An 18,007-nucleotide genomic window follows, 5' to 3' on the forward strand; every position below is an offset into this window, starting at 1 on the left:
TGCTTGTGAAGCCTGCCCTCGCTTACATGATGTGGTGACCGATCCACCAGGCAAGCGCCGCCATGACGGCCGACGCCGGAATCGTCAGTACCCACGCCCACACGATGTTACCGGCCACGCCCCAGCGTACCGCCGACATCTTTTGCGCCGAACCGACACCGACGATGGCGCCGGTAATCGTATGGGTGGTCGACACTGGCACGCCCAGGGCGCTGGCAATGAACAGGGTAATGGCGCCGCCCGTTTCAGCGCAAAAGCCGCCCACCGGCTTTAACTTGGTGATTTTCTGGCCCATGGTCTTGACGATGCGCCAGCCACCGAACAGGGTGCCAAAACTGATCGCCGTGTAGCAGCAAATCACCACCCACCAGGGCGGTTGATGATCGGTCGGCAGCGAGTAGCCGGCATAGATCAGCAGCATCCAGATGATACCGATGGTTTTTTGCGCATCGTTGCCACCGTGGCCCAGGCTGTAGGCGGCGGCAGAAAACAATTGCAGGCGGCGGAACCAGCTGTCGACCTTGCGCGGCGTCGAGCGCACAAAAATCCATGACACCAGCAGCATCATGATGGAACCAAAAATAAAGCCCAGCAGCGGCGAGATGACGATGAAGGCCACGGTCTTGATCAATCCGCCGGCAATGAGCGCACTGGTGCCCGACTTGGCCAGCGCTGCGCCCACCAGGCCGCCCACCAGCGCGTGCGAGGACGACGAGGGAATGCCGTAATACCAGGTGATGACGTTCCAGAAAATGGCACCGACCAGCGCGCCAAAGATCACGTACTGGTCGACCACTTCGGGCAGGATGGTGCCCTTGCCGACGGTGGCGGCAACGCCCAGCCCGAAAATGAAAATGGCGATGAAGTTGAACACGGCAGCCATCGCCACCGCCGTCTGCGGTTTCAGCACGCCCGTCGACACCACCGTGGCGATGGCATTGGCGGCATCGTGAAAGCCGTTCATGAAATCGAACACCAGCGCCAAGGCCACGAGCAGCCCCAGCACATAAATACTCATGTGAATAGTTTGCATAGGTATCAGCTTTCGGCCCGCTTACGCGTTCTCGACGATGATGCCTTCGATGATGTTGGCCACATCCTCGCAACGGTCGGTGACGGTCTCGAGGATCTCGTAGATGGCCTTGAGCTTGATGAGGTTGCGCACGTCCGGTTCATCGCGGAACAGTTTCGACATGGCGGCGCGCATGACGTGGTCAGCGTCGGACTCGAGGCGGTCGATCTCTTCGCAGATGGCGACGATCTTTTGCGAGTTGTCCATGTTATGCAGCAAGCCCACGGCCGCCTGCACTTTTTCGCAGCACGCCAGGCACAGCTCGGCCAGCCGTTTCGCTTCCGGCGTAACCGCCTTCAAGTCGTACAGCGAGACGGTCTGGGCGGCGTCTTCCATCAAGTCGAGGATGTCGTCCATGCGGGTGATCAGCTGATGGATGTCGTCGCGGTCGATTGGCGTGATGAAGGTTTTGTGCAGCATGTCGACCGTGGCGTAGGTGATCTTGTCAGCCTGCTTTTCGATGGTCTCGATGGCGTGTACGCGGTTTTCCAGATCATCGAAACTGGTCATCAGGCCGACCATTTCGTGCGCGCCCTTCACGCACAGGGCGGCGTGCTGGTTGAACAGGTCAAAAAATTTGCCCTCGGTGGGCATCAAGCGTCCAAACATGGTTTTTCTCCGTTATTTACTGCACAGCGACTACGTTTACTGCATACATTGCGATGCGGCCCGCCGCTGCGCGCGGCATGGCGGGCTGGTATCGGTGCTACTTGAAACTTCGATGGAAACGGATCAGTCGCCCTGATAGAGCGCCAGGCCACCGCTGTAGTTACCAAACTTGGTGTACTGGCCGATCCAGGTCAGCCGCACGGCGCCGATCGGGCCGTTACGCTGCTTGCCGATAATGATTTCCGCGGTGCCCTTGTCGGGCGAGTCGGGGTTGTAGACCTCGTCGCGGTACAGGAAGATGATGACGTCGGCATCCTGCTCGATGGCGCCCGATTCGCGCAGGTCCGACATGATGGGCCGTTTGTTCGGCCGCTGCTCGAGCGAGCGGTTCAGCTGCGACAGTGCGATCACGGGACAGTGGAGTTCCTTCGCCAGGCCCTTCAAGCCGCGCGAAATCTCGGAAATTTCCGAGGCGCGGTTATCACCCGGCTGATTACCCGTCATCAGTTGCAGGTAGTCGACGATGATCAAGCCCAGCTTGCCGCACTGGCGCGACAGCCGGCGCGAGCGGGCGCGCAGCTCGATCGAATTTAAGGCCGGCGTCTCGTCGATGTAGAGCTGGGCGTCGTTCATTTTTTGAATGGCGTGGGTCAGGCGCGGCCAATCTTCATCGAGCAGGCGGCCGGTACGCAGGCGGTGCTGGTCGAGCTGGCCGACCGAACCGAGCATCCGCATGGCCAGCTGGGTGCCGCCCATCTCCATCGAAAACACCGCCACCGGCAAGCCGGCATCGATGGCGACGTTCTCGCCGATGTTGATGGAAAACGCCGTCTTGCCCATCGATGGACGACCGGCAACGATCACCAGGTCGCCCGGCTGCAGCCCCGAGGTCATGCGGTCGAGGTCGATGAAACCGGTCGGCACGCCGGTAATTTCGCTCTGGTTATCGCGCGAATACAATTCATCGATGCGTTCGACCACCTGGGTCAACAGGGGCTGCACCGCCACCCAGCCCTGGGCGCCGCGCGAGCCCGCTTCGGCGATGGCAAAAATTTTTGACTCGGCTTCATCAAGCATCTGCTTGACTTCCTTGCCCTGCGGATTAAATGCGTTGCCGGAAATTTCATCGGCGACGGTGATCAATTTGCGCAGGATGCCGCGGTCGCGCACGATCTCGGCATAGCGGCGGATATTCGCTGCTGACGGGGTGTTTTGCGCCATCGCGTTCAAGTACTGCAGGCCGCCCACTTCATCGGCTTTGCCGAGGTTGGTCAAGGCCTCGAACACGGTAATGACGTCGGCCGGCTTGGCCGCATTGATCAGCTTGACCAATTGCTCAAAGATGATGCGGTGGTCGTAACGATAGAAATCATCGGCATGCATGAAATCGGCGATGCGGTCCCACGCGGCATTATCGCGCAGCAAACCACCAATCACGGATTGCTCTGCCTCGATCGAATGGGGCGGCACGCGCAGGGCGTCGACTTGCGGGTCATGGGGGGCGTTCATGGCGCGAATTATACCCGCAACGCGTGCATCCCCCGCAAGAATTGGTGAGAAATTTCGCCCCGCACAGACGTAAAAAAGCCGGAATCATCCGGCTTTTCAACCGGATTACCCGGCTACGTGTCGTCATCGTGCGCGCTTGGGGCGCGCCGGCGTCAACCGATAGGCTTGCAGTGCTTAGGCAGCTTCGCCAACCACGGTGACGGTGATATCGACCACCACGTCGGTGTGCAGAGCAACGGCAACAGCGTGCTCGCCGGTCGTTTTCAGCGGGCCGTTCGGCATGCGAACCTGGGCTTTTTCGACGGCGAAACTGGCCTTCGTCAACGCTTCAGCGATGTCGAAGTTGGTGACCGAACCGAACAGACGACCGTCAACGCCGGCTTTCTGGGCGATGGTGATGGTCATGCCGGACAGCTTGTCGCCCTGGGCTTGCGATGCGGCCAGTTTGGCGGCAGCGGCTTTTTCCAGCTCAGCGCGCTTGACTTCGAATTCGGCGACAGCCGACGCGGTAGCGCGGCGGGCCATGCGTTGCGGGATCAGGAAGTTACGTGCGTAACCATCTTTGACTTTAACAACATCGCCCAGGTTGCCGACGTTTACGACTTTTTCTAACAGAATGATTTGCATAGTGATTCTCCAGGTTCTCTGCAGCGCTTAAGCGTGGTGCAGGTCGGTGTAAGGCAGCAGCGCGAGGTAGCGTGCGCGCTTGATGGCGGTGTCAACCTGGCGCTGGTAGTGCGCCTTGGTGCCGGTCAGGCGTGCTGGCATGATCTTGCCGTTTTCCTGGACGAAGTCTTTCAGGGTATCGACGTCTTTGTAGTCGACCTGCTCGACGTTTGCAGCGGTGAAGCGGCAGAACTTCTTGCGCTTGAACAGAGGGTTCTGTTGTTTGCGCTTTTCTTTGAGCTTGAGCTTGTTTTTGTCGAACTTTTTACCGAATGCCATTTGAGGCTCCTGTATCTAAAATATGCGCCGCAGATGCGGCCGCATTGAAATCAATGATGTGAAACACCAACGCTCTGCTATTCCGATTTTTCTTGGCAAGAAAACCCGTGAACTGGTACACCGCGCCCAACTCCGACTGGGCAAACCGTCCTGAGATTTCGCCAGCCGCAACGGCCAGCATCTCGAATTCGGTCAACCTCGCCACCCCTGCTTCAACCTGATGCGAACTGTGCGTCAGGGTGGCGGACACGATCGGCACGCCGGCCGGGGTGTAGCGCAATACGTCGCGCTCGGTAATTGTTGCTACGACCTGAAATGAATTCACTTCCCAGCTAACTTGTTCCTGCCAGTCAATCAGGCAGCGGCGGGTGCTGCGACGGCTGCTGGTGCTGGTGCTTCCGAGCGGTGGCTCTTGGCTGCATCTTCACGCTGGACCGATTTCATCATCGGCGATGGCGTGGTTTCAGCTTTCTTCATGCGCACGGTCAGGTGACGCAGGACAGCATCATTGAATTTGAAGGCGGTTTCGAGTTCGACCAGCGTCTCGTTGTCGCATTCGATGTTCATGCAGATGTAGTGTGCCTTCGGCAGCTTCTGGATCGAGTAAGCCATCTGACGACGGCCCCAGTCTTCGACGCGATGGATGTTACCGCCGCGTGCGCTGACGCTGGCCTTGTAACGCTCGATCATCGCCGGGACTTGCTCGCTTTGGTCCGGGTGGACGATAAAAACGATTTCATAATGACGCATTCAATTGCTCCTTGAGGACGTTTAAAACATAAGCCCACCTCGGCGTCAAGACGAGTGTGGGAAGGGAAAGCCGGCAATTATAACGCATCCTGGCGAAAATGAACACCTCCTTCCGTTGCCGAAGGGGGACTGGCCGGGCCAGGCTGGCGCCTACTCGCCCGTCCCGATTGCGCGTCACGGTAGCGTCAATTCCCCCTTTTCTCGCCCGCGCGCCACCAACTATGCGGTTATTTGCATAAATAACGCCAATAACAGTGAATTTCCCTTGCACGCGTCGATATACTGTACAAAAATACAGTCTGTCTATAACCCCAGCACTTACAGGCCCATGATCAAGCTCACTGCACGGCAACAACAGATTCTCGATTTGATCCGCGAGGCCATCGACAACACGGGTTTTCCTCCGACCCGCGCGGAAATCGCCAACGAACTGGGATTTAAATCAGCCAACGCCGCCGAAGAACATTTGCAGGCGCTGGCCCGCAAAGGCGCGATCGAAATTTCCCCCGGTACTTCGCGTGGCATCCGCCTGATCGGCGCCTCGGTGGAAGCAGCTCCGGCAGTGCCGGCCGCGCTGCTGACCATGGCGCTGCCGCTGGTCGGCCGCGTCGCGGCCGGTTCGCCCATGCTGGCGCAAGAGCATGTCGAAGCCACCTACAACGTCGACCCCGCCATGTTTTCGGCCAGGCCCGACTTCCTGCTCAAGGTGCGCGGCGAATCGATGCGCGATATCGGCATCATGGATGGTGACCTGCTGGCCGTCAAAAAGGTCGATAGCGCCAAAAATGGCCAGATTGTCGTTGCCCGCATCGGCAGCGAAGTGACGGTCAAGCGCTACCGCAAGACGGGCCGGCTGGTCGAGCTGTTGCCGGAAAACGCCGATTTTAAAATCATCGAAGTCGACCCCGACCGCGATGACTTCGCCCTCGAAGGCTTGGCCGTGGGCTTGCTGCGCAGCTGGCATTAAGCGCCGGCGCCGGCGGTCGCCGCCACGGCGCTGACCACCTGCATTCTGCGTTACAAGGGAATTACTTGGGCGCGTAGTTGCGTTTGCGCGCTTCAATATCGGCCTGGCGGTCTGCCGTCGGTGCCGACTTGATGATGTCATTGTGTTCCTTGACCCAGCTGTCGGTAGCGCTGCGCCATGCTGCGATATCGGCGAGAATAATTTGACTGCTGATGCGGGCGTCTTCCGCCAGCCGCGTATGGATCTTTTCCAGCCGCGCGTTGACCTTGTCGATTTCTTCCTGCTTCATCAGTTTGCCCAGATCGGCGGGCACCTCGCTGGCGAAGGTGGCGCCATTGAGCTTGCCGACCAAACCGTTATAGCAATCCTGCCACAGCTTCACGCGCGCGAGCACGGCGTCAATGTCAGGATTGTCTTTCGATATGGCGGGAATGCGGGGCGCGCTGCACTTGAATTTGCCGGAACGCAGTTCTTCGCCGTCATACCTGTCGGTCCAGAATGCAATGTCCGTTTGGCGAAGCACGCGCTGGCGCATCACTTCGAGCGCCGCGGCCGCTTCCTTGTCACCACTTGCCGCAGCGCGGCGGAACCAGCCCTGCGCCTTGTCGTCGCTGACGGCGCCCGCTTCGCCATACCAGTACATTTCGCCCAGGTGGCGCTGGGCCACCACGTTGCCAGCAGTGGCCAGCCGCGTGTACAGCTGCAGCGCTTGCGGATAGGATTTTTTGGCAAACAGGGCGTCTGCGTCGGCAAGTTCATCGGCAGTGGCGGCGCCGGCACACAGCAGCGCAACGCACAATACAAGAGTCTTCATGTAGGGAACCGGTCGTAAAAATGCCACTATCTTAACCGGATTGCGCGCCGTTTCCAGTGGCGTCCGCCCTGCTTACATAAATTTACTTTGGCGTGGAATTACTTGGTCGCGCCACCGCTGCGACCGGGCCCCGACTGCATACGCACGTCATCGGCGCTGCGGCGCAGATCGTTGAGCAAGTCGTCGCGCCGCTGCTGGCCCTTGCGCGCAGCAGCGTCGTTGGCGGCGGCCACGTGCGCCGCGGTGGCCTGGCGCCACGCTTCGCGGCGCGCCGTGATGTCCTGGGCATCGGTCTGGGCGGCGGTGATCACCTGCTCGTAGACGGCGGCCATGCGGTTTTGCGCGGCGTTCATTTGCGCCGGGCTCATCTGCTTCGCCACGGGCGCAGGAATCCGCTTGCCGGGCGGCAGCGCATCATTAAAATTGTTGACGAAGCCGTTGTAGCACGTCTCCCAGACGGCAATCGCCGCCTCGGTCTTGCGAATCTCGTCATTGGTGGTCGAGACAGCCGGGATGGCCGGCTTGGCGCAGGCAAAAGGGCCACTGGTCAAATCGTCGCCGGCATAGGTCGTCGTCCAATACGTGATGGCCTCGCCCTCGCTCACTGCCAGCGGATATTGCTGGGCGTGAGCGGTGCAAACAAACATCAGCAGTCCTGCGCAAACTGGTCGTAGCATGGTTACTCCGCAACAAGGTAAGCCGGGCATGCGCGTCTCTCACTGGGAAAACCGCCCGTCCAAGTTCTCCCGCCATCACGTCTAATATTAACGGCAACTTTTCAACAAAGCCACAATTATATGGACGGGGGAAGTCGCCTGTTTTTACTGTTGCAGCGCCAGCCTGAAATCGTCCAGCAGGTCGGCTTCGTCTTCGATGCCCACCGACACCCGGATCAGCGAATCGGCAATGCCCATGCTGGCGCGGCGCTCAGCGCCCATCTCGAAGAAAATGGTGTGGGCGACGGGAATGACGAGGGTGCGGGTGTCGCCCAAATTACTGGCGGCAATCGCCACCTGCAAGCGGTTCAGATAATCAAAACAATCAATGCCATCGGCCAGCTCAAAACTGAGCAAAAAGCCGTGCGCGCGAAACAGCGCGCTGGCAAAGCCATGCTGCGGATGGGAGGGCAAGCCCGGGTAGTGCACCGCCGCCACGCGCCGGTCCGCTGCGAGCATGCGCGCCAGCGCCAGCGCATTCGAGCATGCCCGCTGCATGCGCAGCGCCAGCGTTTCGGCGCCCACGGCAATATGGTGGGCCGCTTCCGGTCCCAGCGAGGCGCCGAAGTCGCGCAAGCCTTTGGCACGGATCTGCGCCATGCCCCACTGTGCGGGCGGATTGCGTTTGTAATTGTCGGCAATATGGGGATAGCGCGCCCAGTCGTATTCGCCGGTGTCGGTCAGCGCGCCACCGAGGGCAATGCCGTGACCGGCGATCGACTTCGTGAGCGCATTGACCACCAGGCCGGCACCGACCGCTTTCGGCCGGAACAGGTAGGGCGAGGTCATGGTGTTGTCGACCACGAACAGGATGCCCCGTTCACGGCACAGCTGGCCGATGCCGGCCAGATCGGCGACCTGCGTGCGCGGATTGGCGATGGTCTCGACAAATACCAGCCGCGTCGCTGGCGTCAGGGCGGCGGCGACATTGGCGACGGCGGTGGCGTCGACAAAATCGACTGCCACGCCCTGCCCTGCCACCGTGTGCCACAGGCTGTTGGTATTGCCAAACAAAAAGCGCGACGTCACCACATGGTCGCCGGCCCGCAACAAGGCCTGGAACACGGCACCAATCGCCCCCATGCCGGTGCCGAAACAGATCGACGACACGCCATCTTCCATGCGGGTGAGCTTGTCTTCCAGCGCCGCCACCGTCGGATTGCCCTGGCGACCATAGCGAAAGCCCGGCTCCTTGCCCTGGAACACCGAGGCGAGCTGGCGGGCGTCGCTATAGCCGAAGGCGACCGAGGTGTGGATCGGCTTGTGCAGCGAGCCGTGTTCGATGGGCTTGCTGCGGTCGTTGTGCAAGATGGTGGTAGTAAAACCGAATTGTCGCTTGCCGTCTGCGCTGTTACCAGTGCTGTCGCTCATCAACCCTCCTACTCGGCCGTCGCCGGCGCCAGGTGCAAATGGGTCGCCACGGCGTCTTCCAGCGGGGCGGTCTTCGGATTGTGACGGGCGTACTCGAGGCGGTCGAGGTAAGCCTGGGTGATGTCGCCCGTTACATAGATGCCGTCAAAGCACGACGCTTCAAAATTTTGCAGCGCGGGATTGCAATCCGAAATGGCGCGCTTCAAGGCCTCAACATCCTGGTAGACCAGCTTGTCGGCCGTGATTTCGCGGCAGACTTCCTCGGTACTGCGGCCGTACGCGATCAGCTCGCCACGGGTGGGCATGTCGATGCCATACACGTTCGGAAACAGCACCGGCGGCGCCGCCGACGCAAAAATCACGTTCCTGGCACCGGCTTCGCGCGCCATCTGGACGATTTCGCGGCTGGTGGTGCCGCGCACGATGGAGTCATCGACCAGCAGCACGTTCTTACCCTTGAATTCGGAGGCGATTGCATTGAGCTTCTGGCGCACCGACTTGCTGCGAATGGCCTGGCCCGGCATCAGGAAGGTGCGGCCAATGTAACGGTTCTTGATGAAACCTTCGCGGTATTCGATGCCCAGTTTCAGGGCCAGCTGGATGGCTGCCGGCCGCGAACTGTCGGGGATCGGCATGACGACATCGATGTCGCCCGACGAAAATTCCTTGCGGATTTTATCGGCCAGGTACTCTCCCATTTTCAGGCGCGTGGCGTACACCGAGGCGCCGTCGAGGATGGAGTCAGGACGGGCCAGGTAGACGTACTCGAAGGCGCACGGATTGAGCGACGGATTGTCGGCACACTGACGCTGGTGCAGGACGGCGTCGTTGTCGATGAACACCGCTTCGCCGGGGGCAATGTCGCGCAGGAAGCGAAAACCGATGCCCTCCAGGGCGACCGATTCGCTGGCCACCATGTATTCCTTGCCTTCATCGGTTTCATTGACGCCGATGCACAGGGGGCGAATACCGAACGGGTCACGGAACGCCAGCAAGCCGTGACCGGCGATCTGGGCAACGACAGCGTAGGCGCCGCGCACGCGGCGGTGCACCATGGCGACCGCCTTGAACACGGTGTCCGGATCGAGGGTGTAACCGGTCGAGGCTTCCTGGATTTCGTGGGCCAGTACGTTGAGCAACACTTCCGAATCGGAATCGGTGTTGATGTGGCGGCGGTCGTTCTTGAACATCTCCGATTTGAGCTGTTCCTGGTTGGTCAGATTGCCATTGTGGGCGAGGGTGATACCGAACGGCGCATTGACATAAAACGGCTGCGCCTCTTCTTCGCTCGACGAGCCGGCGGTGGGATAGCGGCAGTGGCCGATCCCCGAATTGCCTTGCAGCGAACGCATATTACGCGTGCGGAACACGTCACGCACCAGGCCATTGGCCTTGTGCATGGAAAACATGCTGCTGTGATTGGTTGCGATGCCAGCGGCATCCTGGCCGCGGTGCTGCAGCAGCAGCAAAGCGTCATACAGGATCTGGTTAACCGGTTGTTGCGAGACGACGCCGACAATGCCACACATGGTGCACTCCTAGAGCTAAAGACTGAACAGCCGTATTAAAACTGAACGTTGAAATTTCTTAAAAATGCACGTGCTGCGCAAAGTCAGCCGGCAAAAAAGGTTTGACGGTCCGCACCCCTGTTTCGGCCATCGGCGCGAACAGGGCGTGCTTCCACATCGCTTGTTGGGGAATGGTGGTCATGCCACACAATATGACGCCGAACAGGACGATTACAATGCCGCGCGCCAGGCCGAACAGGCCGCCCAGGCCGCGGTCGGCCAGACTCAAGCCGCTGGCGGTGATCACTGCGCCAAGCGCCATCGACACCAGGCCCATCACAATGCGCACGCCGAGGAACAGGGCAGCGAAGGCCACCATCAGCCGCACCGACTCGCCCGGCACCACGGCCGGCAGCAGCGGCGCCAGCTTGGCGCCATACATATTGGCAACGACGAAGGCGACCACCCAGCTCACCAGCGAGAGGATTTCGCGCACCAGGCCGCGCATCGTGCTGATCACCACCGAAGCGAGCAAAATCAGCAGCACCACATAATCAAATTCGGTCACGCCAGCACCCCTGCATTGGGAAACGCCCTACTTGCCATCGGGACGCACCATGCTGCCGCCGAGGCCAACCTTGTCGAGGCGGGCGCGCATGCGGTCGGCCTCTTCGCGCGAGAAGGGGCCGATGCGCACCTGGATGCGCTCGCCCGACGGCGTCGACACTTTGTGGGTGTGCGCGCGGATACCGGCGGCGCCCAGCTTTTCCTGCAATTCATCGACTTTTTCTTGCGAGGCCAACGCCGCCACCTGGACGACGAATTTTTGACCGGCCTCGGCGGCCTTCTTGTCGCTCGCCTTGCCTTCGAGGATGGCGAGGGCCTTGGCGCTGTCGTCGACCGGCTTGATCGCCACCTTCTCGGCTGCCTTGTCTGCCTTGTCTGCTTTATCGAGCCTGGCTTTTCTGGCCTCGGCTTCGGCTTTCGCCTGCGCCTTGGCTTTCGCCTCGGCCTTGGCGGCGGCCTTCATCTCGGCTTTCGCGATGAGGTCGGCATCGCCGTCATCGGCCGCCTTTTTGACCGGCAGCGGCGCTGCCGGCTTCGCTTTGGCAGCGCCCCCGGCGACTGCCTTGATTTCAGTGGGGTCGACCAGTTGCTCTTTTTGATCGAGCGTATCGGCCGCCGCCGGCGTCACCGCGGCAGCTGCGGCGGGCGCGGCCGGCACGGGCAACGGCGCCACCTTGTCGCGCGAAGGAATCTGGATGGCGATGTCAGTGGCCAAGGGCTTCGGTTCGGAATCGAGCAGCATCGGCAAGCCGACGGCAACCGCCAGCGCCAGCGCGATGGCACCGACCAGGCGCCGGCGCGCGCGCTTTTTTTCCGGCAGCACCGGGTCGTCTTCCACCCGCGACTTGCGGCTGCTGCGCGGCGCCGCCGGCTCGCCGGCGCTCGAGGCCCGCTTGGAACGGGCACGCACGGCGGCAGGATCATCGTCGCGGGAAAAATAGCCGCTATCCTGGTCCGCCGGTTCTTGCTTGTTTTTACTAAAGAGATTGAGCAAGCCCATGCGATTTTACGATCAGTGGTGGGACGGTTTGCGCGCTGCCATGACGCCAGCAACGGTATAAAACGAACCGAAGACCACAATTCTATCATTCTCTCCAGCCCGGCTGAGAGCGTCGGCATAGGCCAGCGCCGGGTCGGCGAAGCGGCGCACCGAGCGTTCGCCCGGTTTGCCATCGTCAGGGGCGAGCTGGTCGACGATGCCGGCCACCTGCTCGGTACTGGCCGAGCGGGGCGACGGCAACTGAGCCAGGCACCAGTGGTCGATGTGGGCCGCCATCGGCGCCACCACGCCGGCAATGTCCTTGTCCTGCATGACGCCAAACACCGCATAGGTAAATGGGTGAAAGCCCATATTGCCCAGGTTTTGCGCCAGCGCCGAGGCCGCGTGGGGATTGTGGGCGACGTCGAGGATCACCGTCGGGCGGCCCGGCAGCACCTGGAAGCGGCCGGGCAATTCGACCACCACCAGGCCGGTGCGCACTTCCTGGGCGCCGACCGGCACCACCAGGCGCAACACTTCGAGCGCGGCCAGCGCAGCCGAGGCATTGAGCAACTGGTTGGCGCCGCGCAGGCTGGGGTAAGCGAGCGCATTGCGGCGCTGCTCGCGGCCGCCGTAATTCCACTGCTGCTTGTCGCCCGAATAATTGAAGTCGCGACCCAGCAGCCACAGGTCGGCACCGATCGCCTCGGCGTGCGCCACCAGCGACGCCGGCGGCACCGGGTCGGAACAGATCGCCGGCTTGCCAGCGCGGAAGATGCCGGCTTTTTCAAAGCCGATTTTTTCGCGCGTATCGCCCAGATAATCGGTGTGATCGATATCGACGCTGGTGACGATGGCAACGTCGGCATCGATGACATTGACGGCGTCGAGGCGGCCACCGAGGCCCACTTCGAGGATGGCGACATCGAGCTTGCTACCGGCCAGCAAATGCAGGATGGCCAATGTCGTAAATTCGAAATACGTCAGCGACACCTCGCCGCGACACGCTTCGACAGCATCGAAAGCGGCCACCAGCGCGCCGTCGCTGGCCAGATCGCCATTGACCCGGACCCGTTCGTTAAAATCGAGAAAGTGTGGCTTGATGTAGAGGCCCACCTTGTAGCCTGCACGTAACAGGATGGCTTCCAGCATGGCGCAGGTGGAACCCTTGCCATTGGTGCCAGCGACCATGATGACCGGGCAGGTGAACTGCAAACCCATCGCCTGCTTGACGGCCTCGACGCGGGCGAGCCCCATATCGATATGGACTTCGGCGTGGCGCGACTCGAGCAGGGCCAGCCAGGCGGGCAAGGTGGTGGGCAGGGGGGACATGGGCGACTTCAGGAAGAAAAAATGCGCGCCACGAAGGCGCGCCGGGGTAGCGAAGGAAACGACTCAGGCCAGCACTTCGACCGCCTGGTTTTGCAGCAGGGCCAGCAGGCGGGCAATTTCTTCGCGCATCTTGCGGCGGTCGACGATCATGTCGACGGCGCCTTTTTGCACCAGGAATTCGGCGCGCTGGAAGCCTTCTGGCAATTTTTCACGGACCGTGTTTTCGATCACGCGGGGGCCGGCAAAACCGATCAGCGCTTTCGGCTCGGCGATGACGACATCGCCCATGAAGGCAAACGAGGCCGACACGCCACCCATGGTGGGATCGGTCAGCACGCTAATGAACGGCAATTTCTTTTCCGACAACTTGGTCAGCATGGCCGTGGTTTTTGCCATTTGCATCAGCGACAGCAAGCCTTCCTGCATGCGCGCGCCACCGGTGGCGGTGATGCAGATAAACGGTACTTTTTGCTCGAGTGCCACCTGGGCGCCGCGCACGAAGCGTTCGCCCACCACCGAGCCCATCGAGCCGCCCATGAATTCGAATTCAAAGGCCGCTACCACCACTGGCAGGCTCATGATGGAGCCACCCAATACCACCAGGGCGTCGGTCTCGCCGGTCGCTTCCATGGCCGCTTTCAGGCGGTCCGGGTATTTTTTGCTGTCCTTGAACTTGAGCGTGTCGACCGGCAGGGTTTCCTGGCCGATTTCATAGCGGCCACCTTCGTCGAGCAGGCTGTCGAGGCGCGCGCGCGCGCGGATGCGCATGTGATGGTTGCACTTCGGGCAAACATGCAAATTCGACTCCAGGTCAGTGCGGTACAGCACCGCTTCGCACGACGGGCACTTGACCCACAGGCCTTCCGGCATGGTCTTGCGGGATGCGGCATCGGAGCGCTGGATCCGGGGTGGCAGCAGTTTTTCCAACCAACTCATACGTTCTCCTTCGGGCAATTCTTAAGTTGCGGTAGTTTAGCCGCAAGCGTCCGGCTTGTCGAACTTTGGCGGAATGGTCCGGCTCGCCACTCCAAGCCACTTAGCGAGCTTAGCACGCGCCAACCTGAGGGGGATTGGCACCGCAGGGTGGCTGTCCGATGCAGCTGGATATCAATACTGGCAGGTGGCAAGTAGCAAATCAGTCGGCCGGCGCATCGAGCGCCGTGCGGATGCCGGCGACAAATGCCTGCACCGCGCCGCAGGCCAGTTCCGGCGGCGTAGTTTCCAGCTCCTGGATGATGCGGCTGCCGATCACCACGGCGTCGGCCACCTTGGCCACCGCACGCGCGGTGGCGCCATCGCGGATGCCGAAGCCGACACCGATGGGCAGCTTGACATGCTCGCGGATGGCGGCAACGCGGCGGGCGACGTCGTCGGTGTCGATGGTGCCGGCGCCGGTGACACCCTTGAGCGACACATAATAACTAAAGCCGCCGCCGACCCGCGCCACCTGGGCGATGCGCTCGGGCGTGGAAGTGGGCGCCAGCAGGAAAATCAGGTCGAGGTCGGCGGCGCGCATGGCGGCGGCGAATTCTTCGCACTCTTCCGGCGGGTAGTCGACGACGATGGCACCATCGGCACCGGCCGCTTTGGCGGCATTGATAAAGCCGTCGATACCGATCCGTTCGATCGGATTGGCGTAACCCATCAACACCACCGGGGTGCTGCTGTTGGTAAGACGAAACTGGCGGACGAATTCAAAGACGTCGTGCAGGCCGATATGGAATTTCAGGGCGCGCTCGCAGGCGCGCTGGATCACCGGGCCTTCGGCCATCGGGTCGGAAAATGGCACGCCGAGCTCGAGGATGTCGGCGCCGCCGGCCACCATCGCGTGCATCAGCGGCACGGTCAGCGCGGGGGCCGGGTCGCCGGCGGTAATAAAGGTGACGAGGCCGGTTTTGTGGGCGGCTTTCAGGCTGGCGAAGGTGGCAGGAATGCGGGACATGGTGGGGCTTTCAAAAAGAGTCGATGGTGTCAAAACAGGCAAAAGGACAACAAAGGGGGCAAGCCCCCTGCCCCCTTAACTAAAATCGAGTCCCATCCGTTCGGCCACCGTGTGCATGTCCTTGTCGCCGCGTCCCGACAGATTCACCAGGATCGATTCATCCTTCGGCAGGCCGGCCGCCATCTTGGTCGCGTACGCAATCGCGTGCGCCGATTCGAGCGCCGGGATGATGCCTTCGATGCGGCAGCAATCGTGGAAAGCAGCAAGCGCTTCATCGTCCGTCACCGAGACATATTCGGCGCGACCGAGGTCTTTCAGCCAGGCATGCTCGGGACCGACGCCGGGATAATCGAGGCCGGCCGACACCGAGTGGGTCTCGCTGATCTGGCCATTGGCGTCCTGCAGCAGATAGGTGCGGTTACCGTGCAACACCCCGGGAATGCCGGCGCCCAGGGCGGCTGCGTGCTTGCCCGTTTCAATCCCCTCGCCGGCCGCTTCGACGCCGATCAGGCGCACCTGCTTCTGGTCGATGTACGGATAGAAAATCCCCATGGCGTTGGAGCCGCCGCCGATACAGGCGAGCACATAATCGGGCTGGTGACCGATCATCTGCGGCATCTGCCACAGGCACTCCTCGCCGATCACCGCCTGGAAGTCGCGCACCATCATGGGATACGGGTGCGGACCGGCCACCGTGCCAATGATATAAAAGGTATTTTCGATATTCGTCACCCAGTCGCGCATGGCTTCATTGAGCGCGTCCTTGAGCGTCTTCGAGCCCGATTCGACCGGCACCACGGTGGCGCCGAGCAGCTTCATGCGGTAGACGTTTTGCGCCTGCCGCTTGATGTCTTCGCTGCCCATGTAGACCACGCACTCCAGGCCAAAACGGGCGCAGATGGTGGCGGTGGCGACGCCGTGCTGGCCGGCGCCGGTTTCGGCGATGATGCGCGGTTTACCCATGCGCCTGGCCAGCAGGGCCTGGCCGATGACGTTGTTGATCTTGTGGGCGCCGGTGTGATTCAAGTCTTCGCGCTTGAAAAAAATCTGCGCGCCGCCGACCTGCTCGGACCAGCGCTTGGCGTGGTAGATCGGCGATGGACGGCCGACGAAGTGCTTCAGTTCGTAGCGGTATTCGTCGAGGAATTCCTGGTCGTTGGCGTAGCGCTCGTACGCTGCGCTCAGTTCGGCCAGCGCGTGGCTGAGCGTTTCGGCGACGAAGGCGCCGCCGTAGGGGCCGAAGTGGCCGCGTGCATCGGGCAGCTGGTATTCATTGGCGTGGAACAATTTGGCGCCGGTGGCGCGCTCAGGGGACTGGACGGTCATGGTAAGTGCTTTCTGGATCGGGATGGCTGTCTGCCTGCCGTACCGCGCGAATAAAATCGGCGATCTTGCGGGCGTCTTTGATGCCCTTGGCCTGCTCGACACCACTGCTGATGTCGACGGCGAAGGGACGAACACGGGCCACCGCGTCAGTCGCGTTGTGTACGCTCAAGCCACCACTTAAAACGACCCGAGGCGCGAGATCTTTTGGAATGAGAGACCAATCGAAAACCTTTCCAGCTCCGCCGTAGGCATCTACGAACGTATCGAGCAACAAGCCCGCGTACCAGGAACTGGCAGCGCGGAAGCTAGCGTCATATTCTAGCAGTTCATCGGCAGTGCTGTCGGGACGCACCCGAAACACCCGCAGGAACGGTTTGCCGACGGCAGCGGCGATCGCCGCGCACTGCGCCGGGGTCTCGTCGCCGTGCAGCTGCAGCAGCGAGAACGGCGCCTGACTGGCCACCGCCGCCACCTCGGCCGGGGTGGCATTGACGAACAGCGCCACCGCCGTCACGAACGGCGGCATGGCGGCGATCAGCGCGCCGGCCTGGGCCGCAGTCACCGCGCGCGGGCTGGGGGCGTAGAAGACGAAGCCGAGGGCATCGGCGCCGGCAGCGATGGCAACGGCGACGTCTTCGGCGCGGGTCAGACCGCAGATCTTGATACGGGTACGGTGCATGCGGGGCCTCGTTTTAAAGTGCGAACCACGGCAGCAGGCTGCCTGCTTCCTGCGGCAGCTGCCACTTGGGGTCGTAATCGATATGCGCCAGATACAGGCCGTCGGGCATGAAGGTGGGGGCCGCGAGGTGGCGGTCGCGTTCACGCAGCAGCTGGCCGATCCAGTCGGGCTGCTGGCGGCCGTTGCCGACGTAGACCAGCGAGCCGACCAGGTTGCGCACCATGTGATGCAAAAACGCGTTGGCGCGCACGGTGAAGACGACGGCGTGGCCAATGCGCTCGATGCGGATTTCCTGCATGTGCTTGACGGGCGACTTGGCCTGGCACTGGGCCGAGCGGAAGGCGGTGAAATCGTGCTGGCCGATCAGCTGCGCGGCGCCCTCGCGCATGCGCTCGACGTCAAGCGGGCGAAAGGTCCAGCCGGCCTTGCCGGCCAACAGCGGTGAGCGCACCGGGTGGTTGTAGAGCACATAGTGATAGGTGCGCGCACGCGCCGAAAAGCGCGCGTGAAATTCCAGCTGCGGTGCATCGGCCGGCGCCGCCGGCACTTCGCTGGCCCAGCGCACGGCGATCGAATCGGGCAAAAAGGTGTTCACCCCGCGCACCCATGACTGCATGTCGCGCGTCAGACCGGTGTCGAAGTGGACCACCTGTTCGAGCGCGTGCACACCGGTGTCGGTGCGGCCGGCGCAGGTGGTGGCGATGGGAGCGCGGGCAAAGGTGGCCAGGGCGATTTCCAGCTGGTCCTGCACGGTGTGGCGGTCGAGCTGCTTCTGGTAGCCGTTCCACGGCGAGCCGTCGTACTGGACGCCGAGTGCGATCCGTTTCAATTCTGGTCCAATGCAGTAAGTGGGCCGGCGCCACGGCGCGGGCAAAATGCAACGGGCCGGCCAGGGCAACCCCGGACCGGCCCGTCGTTGAC

General features: G+C 61.8%; 20 protein-coding genes. 1 reads left to right on the forward strand and 19 read right to left on the reverse strand.

Translation table 11 applies throughout. From position 1 onward, the window contains the following. Window positions 1-22 precede the first annotated feature (22 nt). From ACP7BZ_RS01950 to rpsF, 7 genes are all read right to left on the reverse strand, one after another. Window positions 23-1,033: an anion permease gene (locus ACP7BZ_RS01950; RefSeq protein ID WP_426109958.1), complete on the reverse strand. Its 1,011-nt coding sequence runs from the start codon at window positions 1,031-1,033 to the stop codon at window positions 23-25. A gap of 21 nt (window positions 1,034-1,054) precedes the next feature. Further along, window positions 1,055-1,681 (reverse strand): DUF47 domain-containing protein, encoded by a 627-nt coding sequence (locus tag ACP7BZ_RS01955; RefSeq protein WP_426109959.1) that lies wholly within the window; start codon window positions 1,679-1,681, stop codon window positions 1,055-1,057. Between the two features lie 123 nt (window positions 1,682-1,804). Then, window positions 1,805-3,190: a replicative DNA helicase gene (locus ACP7BZ_RS01960; protein ID WP_426109960.1), complete on the reverse strand. Its 1,386-nt coding sequence runs from the start codon at window positions 3,188-3,190 to the stop codon at window positions 1,805-1,807. A gap of 174 nt (window positions 3,191-3,364) precedes the next feature. Beyond that, window positions 3,365-3,817, reverse strand: coding sequence for a 50S ribosomal protein L9 (gene rplI, locus ACP7BZ_RS01965; RefSeq protein WP_426109961.1), 453 nt, complete (start codon window positions 3,815-3,817; stop codon window positions 3,365-3,367). 27 nt (window positions 3,818-3,844) lie between these two features. Beyond that, window positions 3,845-4,135, reverse strand: coding sequence for a 30S ribosomal protein S18 (gene rpsR / locus ACP7BZ_RS01970; RefSeq protein ID WP_008450941.1), 291 nt, complete (start codon window positions 4,133-4,135; stop codon window positions 3,845-3,847). Beyond that, window positions 4,122-4,460 carry a primosomal replication protein N gene (gene priB / locus ACP7BZ_RS01975; RefSeq protein WP_426109962.1) on the reverse strand — a complete coding sequence of 113 codons (339 nt, stop codon included), beginning with the start codon at window positions 4,458-4,460 and terminating at the stop codon, window positions 4,122-4,124. Before priB ends, rpsR begins: the two co-directional genes overlap by 14 nt. A 29-nt stretch (window positions 4,461-4,489) precedes the next feature. Further along, window positions 4,490-4,885 (reverse strand): 30S ribosomal protein S6, encoded by a 396-nt coding sequence (gene rpsF, locus ACP7BZ_RS01980; protein ID WP_426109963.1) that lies wholly within the window; start codon window positions 4,883-4,885, stop codon window positions 4,490-4,492. A 328-nt stretch (window positions 4,886-5,213) separates the two neighbouring features. On the opposite strand from rpsF, the gene lexA reads away from it, so the two are divergent. Then, window positions 5,214-5,852, forward strand: coding sequence for a transcriptional repressor LexA (lexA, locus tag ACP7BZ_RS01985; RefSeq protein WP_426109964.1), 639 nt, complete (start codon window positions 5,214-5,216; stop codon window positions 5,850-5,852). Window positions 5,853-5,913: 61 nt separating this feature from the next. On the opposite strand, the gene ACP7BZ_RS01990 is transcribed toward lexA, so the two are convergent. The 12 genes from ACP7BZ_RS01990 to truA form a co-directional block, all read right to left on the reverse strand. After that, window positions 5,914-6,666, reverse strand: a complete 753-nt coding sequence (locus ACP7BZ_RS01990; protein WP_426109965.1) for a tetratricopeptide repeat protein — start codon at window positions 6,664-6,666, stop codon at window positions 5,914-5,916. Window positions 6,667-6,764: 98 nt separating this feature from the next. Further along, on the reverse strand, window positions 6,765-7,313 hold the full coding sequence (locus tag ACP7BZ_RS01995) for a hypothetical protein (RefSeq protein ID WP_426109966.1): 549 nt from the start codon (window positions 7,311-7,313) through the stop codon (window positions 6,765-6,767). A 174-nt stretch (window positions 7,314-7,487) separates the two neighbouring features. Continuing rightward, the gene (locus tag ACP7BZ_RS02000; RefSeq protein ID WP_426109967.1) at window positions 7,488-8,753 is read right to left on the reverse strand and encodes a cystathionine gamma-synthase family protein; all 1,266 of its coding nucleotides are present in this window, start codon (window positions 8,751-8,753) and stop codon (window positions 7,488-7,490) included. An 8-nt stretch (window positions 8,754-8,761) separates the two neighbouring features. Further along, the gene (gene purF / locus ACP7BZ_RS02005; protein WP_426109968.1) at window positions 8,762-10,282 is read right to left on the reverse strand and encodes an amidophosphoribosyltransferase; all 1,521 of its coding nucleotides are present in this window, start codon (window positions 10,280-10,282) and stop codon (window positions 8,762-8,764) included. Between the two features lie 58 nt (window positions 10,283-10,340). Beyond that, a complete protein-coding gene (locus ACP7BZ_RS02010; RefSeq protein ID WP_426109969.1) occupies window positions 10,341-10,829 on the reverse strand; it encodes a CvpA family protein in 489 nt (162 codons plus the stop codon). 27 nt (window positions 10,830-10,856) lie between these two features. After that, entirely contained in the window at window positions 10,857-11,828 is a 972-nt protein-coding gene (locus tag ACP7BZ_RS02015) for an SPOR domain-containing protein (protein ID WP_426109970.1), read from the reverse strand. A gap of 12 nt (window positions 11,829-11,840) precedes the next feature. Further along, on the reverse strand, window positions 11,841-13,139 hold the full coding sequence (folC, locus tag ACP7BZ_RS02020) for a bifunctional tetrahydrofolate synthase/dihydrofolate synthase (protein WP_426109971.1): 1,299 nt from the start codon (window positions 13,137-13,139) through the stop codon (window positions 11,841-11,843). A 63-nt stretch (window positions 13,140-13,202) separates the two neighbouring features. After that, a complete protein-coding gene (gene accD, locus ACP7BZ_RS02025; protein WP_426109972.1) occupies window positions 13,203-14,075 on the reverse strand; it encodes an acetyl-CoA carboxylase, carboxyltransferase subunit beta in 873 nt (290 codons plus the stop codon). Window positions 14,076-14,274: 199 nt separating this feature from the next. Next, on the reverse strand, window positions 14,275-15,081 hold the full coding sequence (gene trpA, locus ACP7BZ_RS02030) for a tryptophan synthase subunit alpha (protein WP_426109973.1): 807 nt from the start codon (window positions 15,079-15,081) through the stop codon (window positions 14,275-14,277). Between the two features lie 75 nt (window positions 15,082-15,156). Further along, window positions 15,157-16,407: a tryptophan synthase subunit beta gene (gene trpB / locus ACP7BZ_RS02035; protein ID WP_426109974.1), complete on the reverse strand. Its 1,251-nt coding sequence runs from the start codon at window positions 16,405-16,407 to the stop codon at window positions 15,157-15,159. Beyond that, window positions 16,388-17,086: a phosphoribosylanthranilate isomerase gene (locus tag ACP7BZ_RS02040; RefSeq protein ID WP_426109975.1), complete on the reverse strand. Its 699-nt coding sequence runs from the start codon at window positions 17,084-17,086 to the stop codon at window positions 16,388-16,390. The genes trpB and ACP7BZ_RS02040 overlap by 20 nt, the downstream gene beginning before the upstream one ends. Before the next feature lie 13 nt (window positions 17,087-17,099). After that, the gene (gene truA / locus ACP7BZ_RS02045) at window positions 17,100-17,915 is read right to left on the reverse strand and encodes a tRNA pseudouridine(38-40) synthase TruA (RefSeq protein ID WP_426109976.1); all 816 of its coding nucleotides are present in this window, start codon (window positions 17,913-17,915) and stop codon (window positions 17,100-17,102) included. Between the last annotated feature and the right edge of the window lie 92 nt (window positions 17,916-18,007).

Source organism: Massilia sp. PWRC2 (assembly GCF_049896725.1).
GTDB lineage: Bacteria > Pseudomonadota > Gammaproteobacteria > Burkholderiales > Burkholderiaceae_D > JAFCUW01.

Bases quoted from the DNA above. Each gene is read 5' to 3' on its own strand.
- ACP7BZ_RS01955 (WP_426109959.1), bottom strand. From the start codon at position 1,681: ATGTTTGGACGCTTGATGCCCACCGAGGGCAAATTTTTTGACCTGTTC.
- trpB (WP_426109974.1), bottom strand. From the start codon at position 16,407: ATGACCGTCCAGTCCCCTGAGCGCGCCACCGGCGCCAAATTGTTCCAC.
- ACP7BZ_RS02040 (WP_426109975.1), bottom strand. From the start codon at position 17,086: ATGCACCGTACCCGTATCAAGATCTGCGGTCTGACCCGCGCCGAAGAC.
- lexA (WP_426109964.1), top strand. From the start codon at position 5,214: ATGATCAAGCTCACTGCACGGCAACAACAGATTCTCGATTTGATCCGC.
- trpA (WP_426109973.1), bottom strand. From the start codon at position 15,081: ATGTCCCGCATTCCTGCCACCTTCGCCAGCCTGAAAGCCGCCCACAAA.
- folC (WP_426109971.1), bottom strand. From the start codon at position 13,139: ATGTCCCCCCTGCCCACCACCTTGCCCGCCTGGCTGGCCCTGCTCGAG.
- rpsR (WP_008450941.1), bottom strand. From the start codon at position 4,135: ATGGCATTCGGTAAAAAGTTCGACAAAAACAAGCTCAAGCTCAAAGAA.
- ACP7BZ_RS02015 (WP_426109970.1), bottom strand. From the start codon at position 11,828: ATGGGCTTGCTCAATCTCTTTAGTAAAAACAAGCAAGAACCGGCGGAC.
- rpsF (WP_426109963.1), bottom strand. From the start codon at position 4,885: ATGCGTCATTATGAAATCGTTTTTATCGTCCACCCGGACCAAAGCGAG.
- ACP7BZ_RS01960 (WP_426109960.1), bottom strand. From the start codon at position 3,190: ATGAACGCCCCCCATGACCCGCAAGTCGACGCCCTGCGCGTGCCGCCC.
- ACP7BZ_RS01990 (WP_426109965.1), bottom strand. From the start codon at position 6,666: ATGAAGACTCTTGTATTGTGCGTTGCGCTGCTGTGTGCCGGCGCCGCC.
- ACP7BZ_RS01995 (WP_426109966.1), bottom strand. From the start codon at position 7,313: ATGTTTGTTTGCACCGCTCACGCCCAGCAATATCCGCTGGCAGTGAGC.
- ACP7BZ_RS02000 (WP_426109967.1), bottom strand. From the start codon at position 8,753: ATGAGCGACAGCACTGGTAACAGCGCAGACGGCAAGCGACAATTCGGT.
- rplI (WP_426109961.1), bottom strand. From the start codon at position 3,817: ATGCAAATCATTCTGTTAGAAAAAGTCGTAAACGTCGGCAACCTGGGC.
- ACP7BZ_RS01950 (WP_426109958.1), bottom strand. From the start codon at position 1,033: ATGCAAACTATTCACATGAGTATTTATGTGCTGGGGCTGCTCGTGGCC.
- purF (WP_426109968.1), bottom strand. From the start codon at position 10,282: ATGTGTGGCATTGTCGGCGTCGTCTCGCAACAACCGGTTAACCAGATC.
- accD (WP_426109972.1), bottom strand. From the start codon at position 14,075: ATGAGTTGGTTGGAAAAACTGCTGCCACCCCGGATCCAGCGCTCCGAT.